Annotated in this window: 14 protein-coding genes; 7 read left to right on the forward strand and 7 right to left on the reverse strand. The window is 69.3% G+C overall.

Annotation, left to right across the window (positions count from 1 at the left end; all coding sequences use genetic code 11):
• Positions 1-17 precede the first annotated feature (17 nt).
• Both tsf and rpsB read right to left on the reverse strand, forming a co-directional pair.
• The gene (tsf, locus tag E5S66_RS04955) at positions 18-896 is read right to left on the reverse strand and encodes a translation elongation factor Ts (RefSeq protein ID WP_138348057.1); all 879 of its coding nucleotides are present in this window, start codon (positions 894-896) and stop codon (positions 18-20) included.
• Positions 897-1055: 159 nt separating this feature from the next.
• Entirely contained in the window at positions 1056-1835 is a 780-nt protein-coding gene (gene rpsB / locus E5S66_RS04960) for a 30S ribosomal protein S2 (RefSeq protein WP_028838512.1), read from the reverse strand.
• Between the two features lie 537 nt (positions 1836-2372).
• Between rpsB and map the strand changes: the two genes are divergently transcribed.
• From map to asnB, 7 genes are all read left to right on the forward strand, one after another.
• Positions 2373-3149: a type I methionyl aminopeptidase gene (map, locus tag E5S66_RS04965; protein WP_138348059.1), complete on the forward strand. Its 777-nt coding sequence runs from the start codon at positions 2373-2375 to the stop codon at positions 3147-3149.
• On the forward strand, positions 3146-5740 hold the full coding sequence (glnD, locus tag E5S66_RS04970) for a [protein-PII] uridylyltransferase (RefSeq protein ID WP_138348061.1): 2595 nt from the start codon (positions 3146-3148) through the stop codon (positions 5738-5740). Before map ends, glnD begins: the two co-directional genes overlap by 4 nt.
• Positions 5737-6582, forward strand: a complete 846-nt coding sequence (dapD, locus tag E5S66_RS04975) for a 2,3,4,5-tetrahydropyridine-2,6-dicarboxylate N-succinyltransferase (RefSeq protein WP_138348063.1) — start codon at positions 5737-5739, stop codon at positions 6580-6582. Before glnD ends, dapD begins: the two co-directional genes overlap by 4 nt.
• 262 nt (positions 6583-6844) lie before the next feature.
• Complete coding sequence (locus tag E5S66_RS04980) at positions 6845-8734, forward strand: CocE/NonD family hydrolase (protein WP_138348065.1); 1890 nt, start codon at positions 6845-6847, stop codon at positions 8732-8734.
• Position 8735: 1 nt separating this feature from the next.
• Complete coding sequence (locus E5S66_RS04985) at positions 8736-9098, forward strand: Spx/MgsR family RNA polymerase-binding regulatory protein (RefSeq protein WP_138348067.1); 363 nt, start codon at positions 8736-8738, stop codon at positions 9096-9098.
• On the forward strand, positions 9095-10225 hold the full coding sequence (dapE, locus tag E5S66_RS04990) for a succinyl-diaminopimelate desuccinylase (protein WP_138348069.1): 1131 nt from the start codon (positions 9095-9097) through the stop codon (positions 10223-10225). Before E5S66_RS04985 ends, dapE begins: the two co-directional genes overlap by 4 nt.
• A 231-nt stretch (positions 10226-10456) precedes the next feature.
• Positions 10457-12160, forward strand: coding sequence for an asparagine synthase B (asnB, locus tag E5S66_RS04995; protein ID WP_138348071.1), 1704 nt, complete (start codon positions 10457-10459; stop codon positions 12158-12160).
• A 1-nt stretch (position 12161) separates the two neighbouring features.
• On the opposite strand, the gene E5S66_RS05000 is transcribed toward asnB, so the two are convergent.
• The 5 genes from E5S66_RS05000 to E5S66_RS05020 all read right to left on the reverse strand — a co-directional run bounded on the left by E5S66_RS05000 (position 12162) and on the right by E5S66_RS05020 (position 17361).
• The gene (locus E5S66_RS05000; RefSeq protein ID WP_138348073.1) at positions 12162-13466 is read right to left on the reverse strand and encodes a diguanylate cyclase; all 1305 of its coding nucleotides are present in this window, start codon (positions 13464-13466) and stop codon (positions 12162-12164) included.
• A 102-nt stretch (positions 13467-13568) separates the two neighbouring features.
• Positions 13569-14291 carry a sulfite exporter TauE/SafE family protein gene (locus tag E5S66_RS05005; RefSeq protein ID WP_138348075.1) on the reverse strand — a complete coding sequence of 241 codons (723 nt, stop codon included), beginning with the start codon at positions 14289-14291 and terminating at the stop codon, positions 13569-13571.
• Positions 14281-14472 carry a cbb3-type cytochrome oxidase assembly protein CcoS gene (ccoS, locus tag E5S66_RS05010; RefSeq protein WP_138348077.1) on the reverse strand — a complete coding sequence of 64 codons (192 nt, stop codon included), beginning with the start codon at positions 14470-14472 and terminating at the stop codon, positions 14281-14283. Before ccoS ends, E5S66_RS05005 begins: the two co-directional genes overlap by 11 nt.
• Positions 14469-16832, reverse strand: a complete 2364-nt coding sequence (locus tag E5S66_RS05015) for a heavy metal translocating P-type ATPase (RefSeq protein ID WP_246037149.1) — start codon at positions 16830-16832, stop codon at positions 14469-14471. The genes ccoS and E5S66_RS05015 overlap by 4 nt, the downstream gene beginning before the upstream one ends.
• 13 nt (positions 16833-16845) lie before the next feature.
• Positions 16846-17361, reverse strand: a complete 516-nt coding sequence (locus tag E5S66_RS05020; RefSeq protein WP_028838523.1) for a FixH family protein — start codon at positions 17359-17361, stop codon at positions 16846-16848.
• Positions 17362-17384 lie beyond the last annotated feature (23 nt).

Below are 17384 nucleotides of genomic sequence, written 5' to 3' on the forward strand. Positions count from 1 at the left end.
TCGGGTGTCGCGAAGAATCAGACCTGCATCGCCTTGGCGACTTCGGCCAGATAGTCTTCCTGCACCTTCTCGATGCCTTCGCCCACCACCAGGCGCTGGAAGCCCAGCACGTCGGCGCCGGCGGCCTTGACCACGGCCTCGACGGTCTTGTCGCCGTCCAGCACGTACGGCTGGCCGTACAGGGTGACCTCGTTGACGATCTTGTTGATCTTGCCGCTGATGATCTTCTCCAGGATCTCGGCCGGCTTGGCCTTGTCCTTTTCGCTCATCTTGGCCAGCTCGATTTCCTTTTCCTTGGCCACGAACTCGGCCGGCACGTCGGACGCCTTGTTGTGCGGCGGGTTCATCGCGGCGATGTGCATCGCCAGGCCGCGGGCCAGGTCGGCGTCGCCGCCGGCCAGCTCGACCAGCACGCCGATCTTGCCGCCGTGCACGTAGGCCGCCACGTTGTTGTTGCCGTCCACGCGCACCATGCGGCGCACCTGGATGTTCTCGCCCAGCTTGGCGATGGCGGCGGCGCGGGCTTCCTCGACGGTCTCGCCGGAAGCCAGCTTGGCGGTCTTCAGGGCTTCAACGTCGGCAGCACCGGAGCTCAGCGCGGCGGCGGCGATGGCGTCGCACAGGGCGACGAAGCTGCCGTCCTTGGCCACGAAGTCGGTTTCGGAATTGATCTCGACCAGCACGGCGTTGCCGCCGTTGCCGGCAGCGGCCACGCGGCCTTCGGCAGTGACGCGGCTGGCCTTCTTGTCGGCCTTGGCCAGACCCGACTTGCGCAGCGCCTCGGCGGCGGCGTCGATGTCGCCGTTGTTTTCGGTCAGTGCCTTCTTGCACTCCATCATGCCGGCGCCGGTGCGCTCGCGCAGATCCTTGACCAGGGAAGCGGTGATTTCAGCCATGGGGATTACCTCTAGATGTATGGAAACGCCATCCCTGCGAAAGCAGGATCCGGAGACCTTGCCCGTTCGGGGTTCGACGTCCCTGGACTCCCGCCTGCGCGGGAATGGCGAGCAGTAACCCGCGGCCGCGCAGCTGGGCGCGACCGCGGGACGGGGCGATTACTCGCCCTTCTTGCCGTTGCGGCGGGCCGGCTTGGCCTCTTCGCCTTCGACGGCGGCGGCGAAGTCTTCTTCACGCACCGTGGCCGAATTCGGGGCAGCAGCCTTGCCTTCCAGCACGGCGTCGGCGGCGGCGCGGGCGTACAGCTGCACGGCGCGGATGGCGTCGTCGTTGCCGGGGATCGCGTAGTCCACCAGTTCCGGGTTGTAGTTGGTGTCGACCACCGCGATCACCGGGATGCCGAGCTTCTTGGCTTCCTTGATGGCGATGTCTTCATGGCCGATGTCGATCACGAAGATCGCGTCGGGCAGGCGGTTCATTTCCTTGATGCCGCCCAGCGAGGCTTCCAGCTTGTCGCGCTCGCGGCGCAGGCCCATCACTTCGTGCTTGACCAGCTTCTGGAAGGTGCCGTCGGTTTCCGCGGCTTCCAGTTCCTTCAAGCGCGACACCGACTTCTTGACGGTGGCGAAGTTGGTCAGGGTGCCGCCCAGCCAACGCTGGTTCATGAACGGCTGGCCGCAACGCTCGGCTTCTTCCTTGATCGCATCGCGCGCGCTGCGCTTGGTGCCCAGGAACAGGATGGTGCCGCGCTTCTGCGCAACGCCCGAGATGAAGTTCATCGCGTCGTTGAACAGCGGGACGGTCTTTTCCAGGTTGATGATGTGGATCTTGCCGCGGGCGCCGAAGATGTACGGGCCCATCTTGGGATTCCAGTAGCGGGTCTGGTGGCCGAAGTGGACGCCGGCTTCCAGCATCTGGCGCATGGTGATCTGGGGCATTTCTGAAACTCCGATGAGGGAACCCGCGCCGGTTGGATGAAGGCGCTGTGCCGTGGCCGCAGGGGCTGGCGCTGGATTCCGGGGTTGGGCCTCCCTGTCGTCACCGCTTCCGAACCCGCTTGCGCGGGCACCCCGGAGCGGGGGTTGCCGACAGGTGTGGATTTGCCGATGGCGCTCGACATGGCGTTTACAGCCGCGGAATTATAGGGGAGGAGGGGTTTGCGGGCAAATCATGGCCGCAACCAGGCCGCCGGCCGGAGGCGGCTTGTCCCTCAATCGGGCCATCCCTGGCCCGATTCGGGCGCCGGGCATCCTGCCCGGCTTTGCGCTCGCCCCCTGCCGGCGGTCTGGTTGCATGGAGGTGATGGGTGCGCCGGGGGAAGAGGCCGAGCGGGCCATGGATGGCCCGCGGCCGCGACATCAGTCTTGGATGACTGGATCGAGCGGCGGGCTCTTCCCCCGGCGCATCCCAGCACCGGACAATGGTCTTGCAGACGCCGCTCTGCCGCCACCCGCGCAATGCGCGATAATCCGCAAATGACTATCAATCTGAAGACCCCGGCCGAGATCGAGAAAATGCGCGAGGCCGGCCGGCTGGCCGCCGAAGTGCTGCAGGTGGTCGCCCCGTTCGTGAAGGCGGGCGTCACCACCGAGGAACTCGACCGCATCTGCCACGACCACATCGTCAACGTGCAGGGCGCGATCCCGGCCAACATCGGCTACCGCGGCTATCCCAAGACCGTGTGCACCTCGGTCAACAACGTGATCTGCCACGGCATTCCCAGCGAAGCCAAGATCCTGAAGGACGGCGACATCGTCAACATCGACGTGACCGTCATCAAGGACGGCTGGCATGGCGACACCAGCCGGATGTACATCGTCGGCACCGCGTCGGTGATGGCCAAGCGGCTGGTGGACGTCACCCGCGAGGCGATGTTCCGCGGCATCCGCGCGGTCAGGCCGGGCGCGACCCTGGGCGACATCGGCCACGCGATCCAGAGCTACGCCGAGGCGGAACGTTTCAGCGTGGTGCGCGACTACTGCGGCCATGGCATCGGCAAGATCTACCACGACGACCCGCAGGTGATGCATTACGGGCGCCCGGGCGAAGGCCTGGTGCTGGAAGAGGGCATGACCTTCACCATCGAGCCGATGATCAACGAAGGCGCACGCCACACCCGCCTGCTGCCGGACGGCTGGACCGTGGTCACCAAGGATCGCAAGCTGTCGGCGCAGTGGGAGCACACCGTGGTGGTGACCCGCGATGGCGTGGAAATCCTGACCCGGCTGCCGGGCGACGACAACGACCTGTGAGCGCGCCGGCGGGCGGTGACCCGGCCTGGTCCGCCGCGGCGAAGGCCGCGCAGGCGCGCATCGATGCCCGCCTGGCGCGACGCTTCGACGCCGGCCATCCCGCTGATCGCCTGATCGCGCTGCGCGCCCGCGCCGTCGATGCGCAGGTGCGCGCCGCATGGCGGCGCTGCATTCCGGAGGACGCACCGCTGGCCCTGTTCGCGGTGGGCGGCTACGGCCGCGGCGAACTGTTCCCGCAATCCGACATCGACCTGCTGGTGCTGGCCGAACCCGAGGCGCAGCGCGCCTGGGAGGCGGCGCTGGCACGCTTCGTGGCGCTGCTGTGGGACGCAGGCCTGGAAGCCAGCCATGCGGTGCGCTCGGCGCGGGAATGCACCGCCGCCGCGGGCGACGACCACAGCGTGCTGACTGCACTGATCGAGGCGCGTCCGCTGTGCGCCGCGGCGGCGACGGAAGAGGCGCTGCGCGCGGCCGTCGCGCCTGAGCGGGTGTGGCCGGCGGAAGCGTTCTTCGAAGCCAAGAGCGAGGAACAGCGTCGCCGCCACGCGCGCTTCGGCGATACCTCCGACAACCTCGAGCCCAATCTCAAGGACGGCCCCGGCGGCCTGCGCGACCTGCACCTGCTGGGCTGGCTGGCGCTGCGCAGCTTTGGCGTGCACGCGCTGGACCGGCTGATCGAACGGGGCCGGCTGGGTTGGGACGAGGCTGCCGCGCTGGAGCGCGAGCGCCGCGCGCTGTGCCGGCTGCGCTACGGCCTGCATCTGGTGGCCGGGCGGCGCGAGGAGCGGCTGCGTTTCGATTACCAGAAGCTGCTGGCGGTGCGTCTGGGTTACGTCGACGATGCCGATTCGCTCGGCGTCGAGAAAATGATGCAGGACTTCTACCGCAGCGCCGCGGTGGTGCGGCGGATCGGGGACCGCCTGCTGCAGCGCTTCGAGGAGCATTTCGAAGGCGTGGCCGCGCCCGAACCCATCGATGCGGATTTCGAGCGCCGCGGCGGCTGGCTGGCGGCGCGATCGCCGGGCTGGCTGGCCGGCGATCCCGCCAACCTGTTCGCGCTGTTCGCCGCGTGGGCAGCCGATTCCGGCCTGCGCGGCCTGCATTCGCAAAGCGCGCGCGAACTGGCGCAGGAACTGCCGCAGATTCCCGCCTACGCCGATGCCTCGCCGGCGCTGCGCGAAGCGTTCATGCAGCTGCTGCGCGGCCCGCAACCGGTCAAGACGCTGGAGCGCATGGCCCGCTCCGGCGTGCTGGGGCGCTGGATCCCGGCGTTCCAGCGCGTGTCCGGGCGGATGCAGTTCGACCTGTTCCACGTGTTCACCGTCGACCAGCACACGCTGGCGGTGCTGCGCAATCTCGACCGCTTCGCCAGCGGCGAGGCCGATCCGCGCTTCTCCATCGCGCACCACGTGTGGCCGTCGCTGCGCAAGCCGGAGTTGCTGTTGCTTGCCGGGTTGTTCCATGACATCGGCAAGGGCCGCGGCGGCGACCATTCCGAACTCGGCGCGGTCGATGCCCGCGCGTTCTGCGAGGCGCACGGCCTGTCCGAGGCCGACACCGCGCTGGTCGAATGGCTGGTGCGCAGGCACCTGCTGATGTCGGTCACCGCGCAGAAGCAGGACATCACCGATCCCGAGGTGATCCATCGCTTCGCCGCCATCGTTGCCGACCGCCAGCGGCTGGATGCGCTCTATCTGCTGACCTGCGCCGACATCGCCGGCACGTCGCCCAAGCTGTGGAACAGCTGGAAGGACCGGCTGCTGGCCGACCTGCACACTGCCACCCGGCTGGCGCTGCGGCGCGGGTTGGGGCAGCCGGTGGCCGCCGCCGAACGCATCGCCGAGAACCGCGCTGCGGCGCGCGCGCTGTTGCTGGATACCGGGCATGCCGATGCCGATGTCGACGCCATGTTCGCGCGCATGCCGGACGAGAATTTCCTGCGCAGCCGCCCCGAACAGATCGCCTGGCAGGCCACTGCGCTGCACGGCGCGCTGCCGTTCGAGCCGGTGGTGGCGGCGCGCGCGATCCCCGGCCGCGACGGTCGCGACGGGCTGGACGTGCTGGTGCACATGCCCGACCGCGACGGCCTGTTCGCCGCCATCGTCATCACCCTTGATCGCCTGGGCATGAGCGTGCTGCAGGCGCGGGTGCTGGACGGACCGGACGGCACCATCTTCGATACCTTCCACGTGCTGCCGGCGGAGCAGCGGCAGGCGCCGGAACCGGCGCTGCTGGCCGCGGCGCTGGGACGGGCGCTGGCCGGCGATCTGGGCCGGTTGCTGCCGGCGCGGCGCAGCCAGCCGCGCCACCTCCGCCACTTCCGCGTGGCTCCGCAGCTGGATTTCACCGACATGGCCGGCGGCACCCGCATCGGCCTGATCTGCACCGACCGCCCCGGCCTGTTGGCCGACGTGGCGCGGGTGCTGCGCGAACAACGGCTGCGCGTGCACGATGCGCGCATCGCCACCTTCGGCGCGCGCGCCGAGGACCTGCTGCTGGTCAGCGACGAACATAACCACCCCCTTTCGCCGGACCGTTGCGACGCACTGCGCGCCGCACTGCTGGCGGTTTTCGACGGAGACAACCGATGAGTGCAACCGATTTTTCCGCCCTGCGCACGACGCTTGAAGATGCGTGGGAGCGCCGCACCGAGCTGACCGCCGACGACATCGCCGGCCGCGTGCGGCCCGCGGTGGACGCGGCCATCGCCGGGTTGGAAAGCGGCAAGCTGCGCGTGGCCGAGCCCGATGGCAACGCTGGCTGGCAGGTCAACCAGTGGCTGAAGAAGGCGGTGCTGCTGTATTTCCGCACGCAGGAGATGGCGCTGGTCGATGCCGCGCCGGCGCCGTTCTGGGACAAGGTGCCGGCGCGCTTTGCCGGCTTCGACGAGGTCGCGTTCCGCCAGCTTGGCGCGCGGGTGGTGCCGGGCGCGGTAGTGCGCGCGGGCAGCCATATCGGCAAGGACGTGGTGCTGATGCCGAGCTTCGTCAACATCGGCGCCTTCGTTGGCGAAGGCACGATGGTCGATACCTGGGCCACGGTGGGCAGCTGCGCACAGATCGGCAAGGGCTGTCATCTGTCCGGCGGCGTCGGCATCGGCGGCGTGCTGGAGCCGCTGCAGGCGGGGCCGACCATCATCGAGGACCATTGCTTCATCGGCGCGCGTTCGGAAGTGGTGGAAGGCTTCGTGGTCGGCCACCACAGCGTGGTCGGGATGGGCGTGTTCCTCGGCCAGAGCACGCGCGTGTACAACCGCATGACCGGCGAGGTGAGCTACGGCTCGGTGCCGCCGTACAGCGTGGTGGTGTCCGGCTCGCTGCCGGCAGCCGACGGCAGCCATTCGCTGTACTGCGCGGTGATCGTCAAGCAGGTGGACGAAAAGACCCGCAGCAAGACTTCGGTCAACGATCTTTTGCGTGGACTGGCGGATTGATCAATGGTGTCGTCGCTGGGCTGGCCGGCATGCGTTGTCCGCGACACGCCGTGAATACGTCCATGTAGGCTCATCGGCGACATCCATGTCGCCGAAGGTCGCGGCCAACGCACGCCGGCCAGCCTTTCGAACCCCCAGGCATGACTCGTGGCGTGTCGCGGGATTGACTGCCCGCCGCCCATTCCGGAGATCCATGACTTTCGGCAGGGGAGCCGCGCGGCGCGCCATGCGACAGGATAGGCATCCTCACCGGAGCGATGCCATGAAGAAGCGCCTGTCCATCACCCTGCTGGTCGCCGCGCTGACGGCCGCCTCGGCCAATTCCGCGCAGGATCTTTCGCGCTACGGCGAGGACGGCCTGCGTGCGGAGCTGGGCGCGATCGCCGAGTCGGAGATCGCCCTGCTGGTGCCGATGCGCGACGGCGTGGGGCTGTCCACCAACATCTGGCGGCCGAAGGGCGCGAAGGGTCCGCTGCCCACGATCCTGTGGAAGACGCCGTACAACGAACACGTACCGAGCGGCAGCACCGCGCGCTTCGCCGCCGAGGCGGTGCGCAACGGTTACGCCTTCATCGTGCAGAACGAGCGCGGCCGCTATTTCAGCCAGGGCAAGTACGAAATCCTCGGCTATCCGCAGACCGACGGCTACGACACCCTGAGCTGGATTGCAAAGCAGCCGTGGTCGAACGGCAAGGTCGGCACGCTGGGCTGCTCGTCTTCCGCCGAATGGCAGTTGGCGCTGGCGGCGATGAACCATCCCGCGCACGCGGCGATGGTGCCGATGGCGGCGGGCGCGGGCATCGGCAAGGTCGGCCCGTTCTGGGAGCAGGGCAACTTCTACACCGGCGGCGTGCCGCGCACCCTGTTCGCGATCTGGATGTACGGCGTGGACAATCCGCTGCGCGCACAGCTGCCGCAGGATCTGTCCGGGCCGATGCGCGCGCGGATCGCGCAGTACAACGACCTCGACGCCAAGAAGCCCGATGTCGAGTGGAAGAAACACATCTGGCACCTGCCTTACGCCAGCCTGCTGTCGTCGCTGGGCGAGCCGCCGGCGACGTTCGAATCGATGATTGCGCGCGATCCCGGTGATCCGGCCTGGAAGCAAGGCGGCCTGTACGACGACTCGATGGGCTGGGGCGTGCCGGCGCTGTGGTTCAACAGCTGGTACGACGTGTCCATCGGCCCCAACATGGCGCTGTACAACCACGCCCGCAGCGTCAACTCCGACAGGGAGGCCAGCGCCAACCAGTACGTGGTGGTGGGGCCGAACCCGCACTGCCAGTTCGCACGATTGGGCAAGGACTACAAGGTCGGCGACCGCGAGATGGGCGACGCCGGTTTCCCGGTCAACCAGCAGATCTTCGGCTTCTTCGACCGCTGGCTGAAGGACCAGCCGAAGGCGTTCGCTGCCGACACGCCGCACGTGCGCTACTTCACCATGGGCGCCAACCGCTGGCAGTCGGATGCGCAGTGGCCGCCGAAGGCGGCGCAGCCGGTGCGCATGTACCTGCGCTCCGGCGGCAATGCCAATTCGATGTACGGCGACGGCCTGCTGTCATTCGAAGCGCCGCGCGCCGACGAGCCGAAGGACAGCTATCGCTATGACCCGGCCAACCCCGTGCAGACCATCGGTGGTGGCGACTGCTGCAACGGCGGTGTGGTTATCCCCGGTGCGTTCGACCAGCGCCAGATCGAATCGCGCCATGACGTGCTGGTCTATACCAGCGCGCCGCTGGAGGCGCCGATGGAAGTGACCGGCTTCGTCGATGCGGTGCTGAAGGTGTCCTCCAGCGCCAAGGACACCGACTTCGCGGTGAAGCTGGTCGACGTGGCGCCGGACGGCACCGCCTGGATCATCGGCGACACCATGCTGCGCGCGCGCTATCGCGATGGCTACACGGTGCCCGCATTGATGCAGCCCGGCACGGTGTACACGCTCAAGCCCACGCCGATCACCACCTCGATCCAGTTCGGCAAGGGCCACCGCATCCGCGTCGAGATCACCAGCTCCAACTTCCCCAAGTTCGCCCGCAACCTCAACACCGGCGGCCCCAACGAAACCGAGCGCGAGGCGGTGGTGGCCGACAACGCGATCCATCATTCGGCGGATAATTCCAGCTACATCGAACTGCCGGTGGTGAAACGCTGACATGGCCGCAACGCTTTACGGACTGAAGAACTGCGACACCTGCAGGAAGGCGCTGAACTGGCTCAAGCGCTTCGACATCGAGCATGCGTTCGTCGATTACCGCGACGAGCGCCAATCGCCGGAAACGCTGCTGGCGTGGAAGGACGCGGTGGGCGGCTGGGATGCGCTGGTCAACAGGTCGTCCACCACCTGGCGGCAGCTGCCGCCGAACCGCAAGGCGCCCGGCAGCGATGCGGAGTGGAAGTTGCTGCTGAAGGAATACCCGCAGCTGATCCGTCGCCCGCTGGTGTTGCTGGATGACGCCAGCATTTCGCAGGGCTTTTCCGACAATGGTTTCAAGAAGCTGTTCGGGGTCGGGGCGTGAGCGATGTCGTCGCCCTGACCCGTGATCTGATCGCGCGCCCGACCGTTACCCCGGACGATGCCGGCTGCCAGCGCCTGATCGCGGAGCGCCTGCAAGCTGCGGGCTTCGCCATCGAACACCTGCGTTTCGGGGAAGTGGACAACCTCTGGGCCACCCACGGCAACGGCGGCCCGGTGCTGGCGCTGCTGGGGCATACCGATGTCGTGCCCGCCGGCCCGGTGGAGGCGTGGGCCTCCGACCCGTTCATGCCGGAGCTGCGCGACGGGGTTCTGTACGGGCGCGGCGCGGCCGACATGAAGGGCAGCGTGGCGGCGTTCGTGATTGCGCTGGAGCAGTTCGTCGCCGCGCACCCGGATCACCCCGGCACGGTGGCGCTGCTGCTGACCTCCGACGAGGAAGGCGATGCCATCGACGGCGTGCGCAAGGTGGCGGAGCTGTTCCGCGCGCGCGGCCAGCGCATCGACTGGTGCATCACCGGCGAGCCATCATCGAAGGAGGCATTGGGTGATCTGCTGCGCGTCGGTCGCCGCGGCAGCCTGTCCGCAACCCTGACCGTACGGGGCGTGCAGGGCCACGTGGCCTACCCGGAGAAGGCGCGCAATCCCATCCACCAGGCCGTGCCGGCCTTGGCCGAACTGGCGGCGCGGCGCTGGGACGACGGCTACGAGAGCTTCCCGCCCACCAGCCTGCAGATCAGCAATCTCCACGCCGGCAGCGGCGCCAACAACGTCATTCCGGGCGAGCTGCAGGTGCTGTTCAACCTGCGCTACAACCCGCATTGGGATGCGGCGCGTCTGGAAGCAGAATGCGAGGCGATCCTGCGCGCGCACGGGCTGCACTTCGACATCCGCTGGCATCGCAGCGGCGAGCCCTTCCACACCCCGGAAGGCCCGCTGCGCGCGACGGCGCGCGAGGTGCTGGCGCAGTTCTCCGGCGCCCTGCCGGAGGAAAGCACCGGCGGCGGCACTTCCGACGCCCGCTTCATCGCCCCGCTGGGCGCGCAGTGCATCGAGATCGGCCCGGTCAATGCCAGCATCCACAAGGTCGATGAGCACGTGCGGGTGGACGACCTGCAGCGGCTGCCCGACCTCTACCTGGCGCTGATGGAGCGGATGCTGGCGGGTTGAGAGGGGCGCTTGCGCCCCCCCGATCCGGCGTGCCATAGTCGGGCCATGCGCCGCTTCGCCACCAACGCCAACAACCTCAACCGCAATAATCGCGGCACGAATCATCGTGCGCGGCTGCGGGCCCGCGCATAGGCGAAGCGACAGCAAGCCGGAATCACCAAAAGCCCGCATCGAAGGATGCGGGCTTTTTCGTTGTGCGGTTTTCACCCATCCAGCAAGGAACCCCCAACCATGTGCTCCATCTTCGGCATCTTCGGGCTGCAGCCCGGCGACGATCTCCAGGCCCTGCGGCGGCAGTCGCTGGAACGCTCGCAGCGGCAGCGCCATCGTGGCCCGGACTGGAGCGGCGTCTACACCGACGACGGCGCGATCCTCGTGCACGAGCGGCTGGCCATCGTCGATCCGGCCGGCGGTTCGCAGCCGCTGCTGTCGGCGGACGGCGAACTGGCGCTGGCGGTCAACGGTGAGATCTACAACCATCTGGCGCTGAAGCGTGAACTGTCGCAGCCGTATGCGTTCCAGACCGAGTCGGATTGCGAGGTCATCAGCGCGCTCTACCGGGAAGATGAGCCCGCCAGCTTCCTCAACCGCCTCAACGGCATCTTCGCGTTCGCGCTGTGGGACCGCGCGAAAGGGCGCGCGATCATCGCCCGCGATCCGATCGGGGTGGTGCCGCTGTACTGGGGCCACGATGCCGAAGGCCGGCTGCGGGTGGCTTCGGAAATGAAGTCGCTGGCCGACGATTGTGCCGACGTGGCGCAGTTCCCGCCGGGGCACTGGTACGACAGCGCGACCGGCGAGCTGACGAAATACTACGAGCGCCCGTGGCGCGACTACGCGGCGGTGGAAGGCGTGGAAGTATCGCTGGCCGAACTGCGCGAGGCGTTCGAGGCCGCCGTGCACCGCCAGCTGATGACCGACGTGCCCTACGGCGTGCTGCTGTCGGGCGGGCTGGATTCCTCGCTGGTGGCGGCGGTGGCGGCACGCTACGCCCGCCATCGGATCGAGGACGGCGACAAATCGGAAGCGTGGTGGCCGCGCCTGCACAGCTTCGCCATCGGCCTGAAGGGCTCGCCCGACCTCGCCGCGGCGAAGGTGGCGGCGGACATGCTGGGCACCGTGCATCACGGTTTCGAGTACACCTTCGAGGAAGGGCTCGACGCGCTTCCCGAGGTGATCCGCCACATCGAAACCTACGACGTCACCACCATCCGCGCCTCCACGCCGATGTTCCTGCTGGCGCGGCGGATCAAGGCGATGGGGGTGAAGATGGTGCTCTCCGGCGAGGGCAGCGACGAGGTGTTCGGCGGCTACCTGTACTTCCACAAGGCGCCGAACGCGCGCGAGTTCCACGAGGAGCTGGTGCGCAAGCTCGACGCGCTCAGCAACTACGATTGCCTGCGCGCCAACAAGTCGATGATGGCCTGGGGCGTGGAGCCGCGGGTGCCGTTCCTGGACCGCGAATTCCTCGATGTGGCGATGCGGATGGACGCGGCGCACAAGATGGTGCGCAAGGGTGATGCCGGCCCGCAGCGGATGGAAAAGGGCGTGCTGCGCGCGGCGTTCGAGGGCTACCTGCCGCCGGAGATCCTGTGGCGGCAGAAGGAGCAGTTCAGCGACGGCGTCGGCTACGGCTGGATCGACGGACTGAAGGTGCACGCCGAGGCGCAGGTATCCGACCGCGTGCTGGCCGCCGCCGACAAACGCTTCCCGGTCAACCCGCCGCAGACCAAGGAGGCGTACTGGTACCGCCACATCTTCGAGCAGTTCTATCCCAGCCGCGCGGCGGCGGAAACGGTGCCGGGCGGCAAGTCGATCGCCTGTTCGTCGGCGGCGGCGATCGCGTGGGATGCCAGCTTCGCCGGCATGGCCGACCCGTCCGGGCGCGCGGTGGCTGGGGTACACAACGATGCCATCGCCGCAGCGGCGGGCTGAGTCAGCCTGCTTCCAGCCCGCGCACCTGGTTGCGGCCGCCGGCCTTGGCCAGGTACAGCTGGCGGTCGGCCTCGCCCAGCAGTTTGTGCAGGTTGGGGAACTGCGGCGAGCGCCGGCTGGCGCCGATGCTGATGGTCATCCGCAGCGGCCGGCCGTCGATGTCGATTTCCATCGCTTCCACCGCCTGCCGCAGGCCCTCCAGGTGGCGCAGGCTGGCCTGTGCGTCGAGGCCGTCGATCAGCATGCAGAACTCCTCGCCGCCGAAGCGCCCGCAGTAGTCCTCCGGGCGGTTGTGGGCGTGCAGGATGTCGGCCATCGCCCGCAACGCGCGGTCGCCGGCCTCGTGGCCGAAACTGTCGTTGATGTGCTTGAAGTGGTCGATGTCGATCATCGCCACGGTCACGTCGCCGCTGCTGCTGCGGGCGATGTGCTTCTCGCTCTGCTCGAGGAAGCTGCGGCGGTTGGGCAGGCCGGTCAGGAAATCGCGGGTGGCCAGGTCCTGCAGGGTGCCGATCAGCTCCAGCTGGTCGATGTTCTGCGAGACCCGGCAGAAGAATTCCTCGCGCGAGAACGGCTTGCGCAGGAAGTCGTTGGCGCCGTTCTTGAGGAAGCGCGGGATCAGCGAGGCATCGGTGCTGCCGGACACGCCGATCACCGCCATCCGGTCGCGTGCGCGCAGCTGGCGCAGGCGGCGGGTCAGCTCGATCCCGTCCATGCCCGGCATTTCCTGGTCGACGATGGCCAGGCGGATGTCGGGATCGGCTTCGATCATGCGCAGCGCCGACTGGCCGTCGGCGACGTGGGACACGCGGTAGCCCTGCAGCGACAGCAGCGAGGCGATGTAGGAGCGGGCCGACAGCGAATCGTCCACCACCAGCGCGCTGATCCGGCGGTTGCGCTCCAGCCGCTGCACCAGCCAGACCAAGTAGTCGAGGCTGTCCGGCGTGCTCTTCAGCACGTAGTCGATGATGTGCTGCTGCAGCGCGCGTTCGCGCAGCGCGTCGTCGTACACGCCGCTGACCACGATGGTGGGCATGCGCCGCTCGACGAAGAAATCGATGACCTGGTCGCGGTCGCCGTCGGCCAGCACCAGCCCGGTCAGGGCGAGGAACCAGTCGGATTCGCGGTCCAGCAGTTCGCGCGCTTCCGCCAGCGTGGAGGCCACGCTGATCGGCAGCTGCATGCGCTGCTCGATGGCTTCGCGCAACATCGAGGTGTAGGCGCGCGAATTCTCCAGCAGCAGGATGCGCTGGGGCAGGGCGGCGATGGGTTGGCGGGCGTTGGCCAAAGCGAATCCGGCCGGCATCGGGAGGGTTCCTGTGGAAGTGCTGGCGCGGTGTGACTGCCTTGCGGCCATCCCGATTATGCAGCAGCCGCGACGTGGAATCAGCGCAGGCCTTGAGCCGGGTCAGACCGGCAGGCTGCGGCAGCCTAGCGCGGCGAGCAGACCGTGCATCGCCGGCAGCTGCATCAGCCAGGGCGCGGCGATCGTGAGCAGGCCGGCGCCGATCACCAGCACGCCGGCGGCGTTGCGCAGCGCGCCGCGCTGCAGGCGCTGGCCGATGCGCGCGCCGGCCCAGGTCAGCGACACCATCACCGGCAGCGTGCCCAGCCCGAACGCGGCCATGGTCAGCGCGCCGTGCAGCGGGCTGGCGCTCAGCCACGCGGCGGCCAGCAGGGTGGTGGACAGGCCGCAGGGCATCCAGCCCCAGAGCATCCCGAGCAGGAACCGTTTGCCGGCGGTGTCGGCCGGCAGCAGTCGGCGCTGCAATGGGGCAAGCGCACGCCACAGGCGATTACCGGGGCCGCCGGAGAAGCGCGGCAGTCGCCCCTTGGCATCCAGCATGCGCAGCCCGGCGATGACCAGCACGATCCCGACCAGCGCGCGCATCGCGATGCCCAGCTGCGGGATGCGGGCCACGCCCAGCAGTCCGCCGCCGAGGCCGCCGACCAGCGCGCCGGCCAGCACGTAGCCGCTGACCCGGCCGAGGTTCGGCTGCAACGCCGCGAACCAGCCGCGCGAATGCACCGAGAACCCGGTGGCGATGCCGCCGCACATCGCCACGCAGTGCGCGCCGCCCAGCAGGCCGGTCAGCAGCGCCGCGCCCAGCACCAGCAGGTCAACCGGCATCGCGGTCTTCCGCTGGCGCGTCCTGCGCGGGGGGCGGTGGCCTGTCGTCGTCGCGCAGGATATCCAGCGCGGGAGTGTCCAGATCCTCGAACTGGCCGTGCTTCACCGCCCAGGCGAACAGCAGCGCGGCGGCGCCGATCATCACCAGGCTGATGGGAATCAGGAACAGCAGGATGTTCATCGCGGCGGAACCTTGGTCAGGCGCAGGGCGTTGGCGGTGACCGCCAGCGAGGACAATGCCATGCCCAGCGCCGCCAGCCACGGGGTGACCATGCCGGCGGCGGCCAGCGGCAGCGCCAGCAGGTTGTAGCCGATCGCCCAGGCCAGGTTCTGGCGGACGATGCGATGGGTGCGGCGGGCGATCTCGATGGCGGCCGGCACGTTGCCCAGCGAACTGCCGGACAGCACCAGATCCGCCGAGCGCTGGGCCAGCGCGGCGCCATCGCCGATTGCCAGCGAGACATCGGCGCCGGCCAGCACCGGCGCGTCGTTGAGACCATCGCCGACCATCGCCACCACCCGGCCATCGCGCTGCATCGCGCGTACCAGTGCCAGCTTGTCTTCCGGCGACTGGCGCGCATGCGGGTCGGCGATTCCCATTGCGCTGGCGAAGCGCGCCACCGGCGCGGCGGCGTCGCCACTGGCCAGATGCAGTGTCAGGCCCTGTTCGCGCAATCGCTGCAGCGCCTGCGCGGCGTCCACGCGCTGGTGTTCGGCGAAAGTGAAGCGCGCGCGCGCGCCTGCGTCATTGCCCAGCCAGACCGCGCCGTCGTCATCGCTGCCGGTCGCGAACGGCGCGGTGCCGATGCGCCAGCGCACGCCCTCGACCGTGCCTTCCACGCCGCGTCCGGCAATGGCGCGGACGCCGCCTGCCACCTGCGCGTCGGCCACCTGCGCGAATGCGGCGGCCAGCGGATGGTTGCTGTCGCGTTCCAGCGCGGCGGCGATGCGCAGCGCGGCATCGGCGTCGATGCCGCGGCAGGCATCCACGCCTTGCAGGTGCGGCTTGCCGTCGCCGAGGGTGCCGGTCTTGTCGAACACCACGTCGGTGGCCTGCGCCAGCCGCTGCAATGCGTCCGGCCGCACCGACAGCACGCCGATCCTGGCCAGCGCGCCGTGGGCGGCGGCCAGCGCCGCCGGCACCGCCAGCGACAGCGCGCACGGGCAGCTGATCACCAGCAGCGCCAGCACCACTTCGAAGGCGCGCGCGGGCTCATGCACGCGCCACCACGCATACACCGCCACCGCGGCCAGCAGCAGCCCGGCGACGAACCAGCCGGCGATGCGTTCGGTGCCCCGTGCCAGCGCCGGGCGGTGCGCCTGCGCGCTTTCCACCAGCCGTGCCAGCTCGGCCAGGCGGGTGCCGGTGCCGACGCCGGTCACGCGGATTTTCGCCGCGTGCTCGCGGCAGGCGGTGCCGGCAAACACCGCATCGCCGGCATGGCGGGTGACCGGCACCGATTCGCCGGTCAGCAGGGACTCCTCGAAATGCGCCTCGTCTTCCAGCAGCACGCCGTCGGCCGGCACCGGCTCGCCCACCGCGATCCGCACCACGTCGCCCACCGCCAGCGCATCGATCGGCACCGACTCGCGGCTGCCGTCGGCCAGTTCGCGGGTGGCGAACGCCGGCCGCGCCCGTGCCAGCGCATCCACCTGCGCGGAAGCGATGCCGCGCGCGCGCTGCTCCAGCTGGCGCGCCACCAGCAGCAGGAACACGAACATCACCGCCGCATCGAACCAGACGTGGACGCCGCCGCGCACGGTTTCGATGGTGCTCACCGCCCACGCCAGCAGGGTGGAACCGGCGATCAGCACGTCCATGCCCAGGCGGCGCCCGCGCAGTTCGTTCCACGCGCCGACGATGAACGGCCAGCCGGCCCAGAACACCACCGGGGTCGACACCATGAAGGTGATCCAGCGGAAGAAATCGCGGGTGGGCAGCGGCATTTCGCCGCGGGTATCGAGATACAGCGCTTCGGCGAACATCATCGCCTGCATCGCGCCGATGCCGGCCAGGCCGATCCGCAGCAGGTCGCGGTTGCGTTCGCGCCGGCGCGCCGCTTCGCGCGCCTGGCCGGTGGCGAGGTAGGGCCGGTAGCCGAGCGCGGCCAGCCGCGCCAGTGGCTTCGACAATGCGGTACGCGCAGGATCCCAGGCGATGCGGATGCGCCCGGTGATGGCGTTGGCGGAGGACTCCAGCACGCCCGGCTCGCGCGCCAGCGCGCGGTCGATCAGCCAGGCGCAGGCGGCGCAGCGCATGCCGTCGGTGAGCACGGTGATCTCGCGGCCGCCGTCCACCTCGCGGGCGTGGCCGGCCAGCAGTTCCTCGCGGTCCCAGGCGGCCAGCGCCGGCGCGTCGGCATCGACCCGTCCGCCCGGCGCGCTGCGCAGGCGGTAGTAGTCATCCAGGTGGGCGTCCGCGATCCAGCGCGCAGCGGCGGCGCAGCCTTCGCAGCAGAATTCGCGCGTGCCGCCTTCGGCGTCGGCGCGCACCGGCGACTGCGGCAGCGTTTCGCCGCAGTGGTGGCAGACCCCGGCCACGGCATTCACCGCGCTACGGTTGCCCGTCGTCCAGGGACGGCCGCAGCTGCGCGGCAAGCTGGCCCTTCGGCATCCGCCCGCGCAGGCGCCAGGCGTCGCCGGTGGCCGGCTGCAGCTGGATCAGCCAGTCGTGGTCGCCGGCCGGCTTGGCATCGGCGCGCCAACCGGTGTCGGTGGCGGCCAGCGCCAGCGACAGGTCCTGCTCGGCGCGGGTGGGGTGGTGCAGGCGCAGCGTGAGCGCGGCCGCGTGGTCGAAGTCGCCGCTCACCGGCAGCACTTCGACGAAGCCGTGTTCCTCGTCGATGCGCACGATCGCGCCCAGCTTGCGCTCGGCCGCGCGCGCATCGGGGCCGAGATCGGTCTGCTGGGTCTGGCCGGTGCGCTGGACCTCGTCGGGCACCGCGTCGATCGCGTCGCCATTGCCGGCGACCTTGAGCATCCAGACGCTGCCCACGACCACGGCGCCGACCAGTACCACCATCAGCCAGACGATGGGTTGCCGCCACGGCGACGACGATTCGCGTTCCATCCGGATTCTCCTGGAAGCCAGTG

Source organism: Thermomonas fusca, from assembly GCF_005862345.1.
GTDB classification, from domain to species: Bacteria; Pseudomonadota; Gammaproteobacteria; order Xanthomonadales; family Xanthomonadaceae; genus Thermomonas; species Thermomonas fusca.

Excerpts from the sequence above, each read along its gene's own strand:
- tsf (WP_138348057.1), bottom strand. The coding sequence starts at position 896 with ATGGCTGAAATCACCGCTTCCCTGGTCAAGGATCTGCGCGAGCGCACC.
- rpsB (WP_028838512.1), bottom strand. The coding sequence starts at position 1,835 with ATGCCCCAGATCACCATGCGCCAGATGCTGGAAGCCGGCGTCCACTTC.
- map (WP_138348059.1), top strand. The coding sequence starts at position 2,373 with ATGACTATCAATCTGAAGACCCCGGCCGAGATCGAGAAAATGCGCGAG.
- dapD (WP_138348063.1), top strand. The coding sequence starts at position 5,737 with ATGAGTGCAACCGATTTTTCCGCCCTGCGCACGACGCTTGAAGATGCG.
- E5S66_RS04980 (WP_138348065.1), top strand. The coding sequence starts at position 6,845 with ATGAAGAAGCGCCTGTCCATCACCCTGCTGGTCGCCGCGCTGACGGCC.
- E5S66_RS04985 (WP_138348067.1), top strand. The coding sequence starts at position 8,736 with ATGGCCGCAACGCTTTACGGACTGAAGAACTGCGACACCTGCAGGAAG.
- asnB (WP_138348071.1), top strand. The coding sequence starts at position 10,457 with ATGTGCTCCATCTTCGGCATCTTCGGGCTGCAGCCCGGCGACGATCTC.
- E5S66_RS05000 (WP_138348073.1), bottom strand. The coding sequence starts at position 13,466 with ATGCCGGCCGGATTCGCTTTGGCCAACGCCCGCCAACCCATCGCCGCC.
- E5S66_RS05005 (WP_138348075.1), bottom strand. The coding sequence starts at position 14,291 with ATGCCGGTTGACCTGCTGGTGCTGGGCGCGGCGCTGCTGACCGGCCTG.
- ccoS (WP_138348077.1), bottom strand. The coding sequence starts at position 14,472 with ATGAACATCCTGCTGTTCCTGATTCCCATCAGCCTGGTGATGATCGGC.
- E5S66_RS05020 (WP_028838523.1), bottom strand. The coding sequence starts at position 17,361 with ATGGAACGCGAATCGTCGTCGCCGTGGCGGCAACCCATCGTCTGGCTG.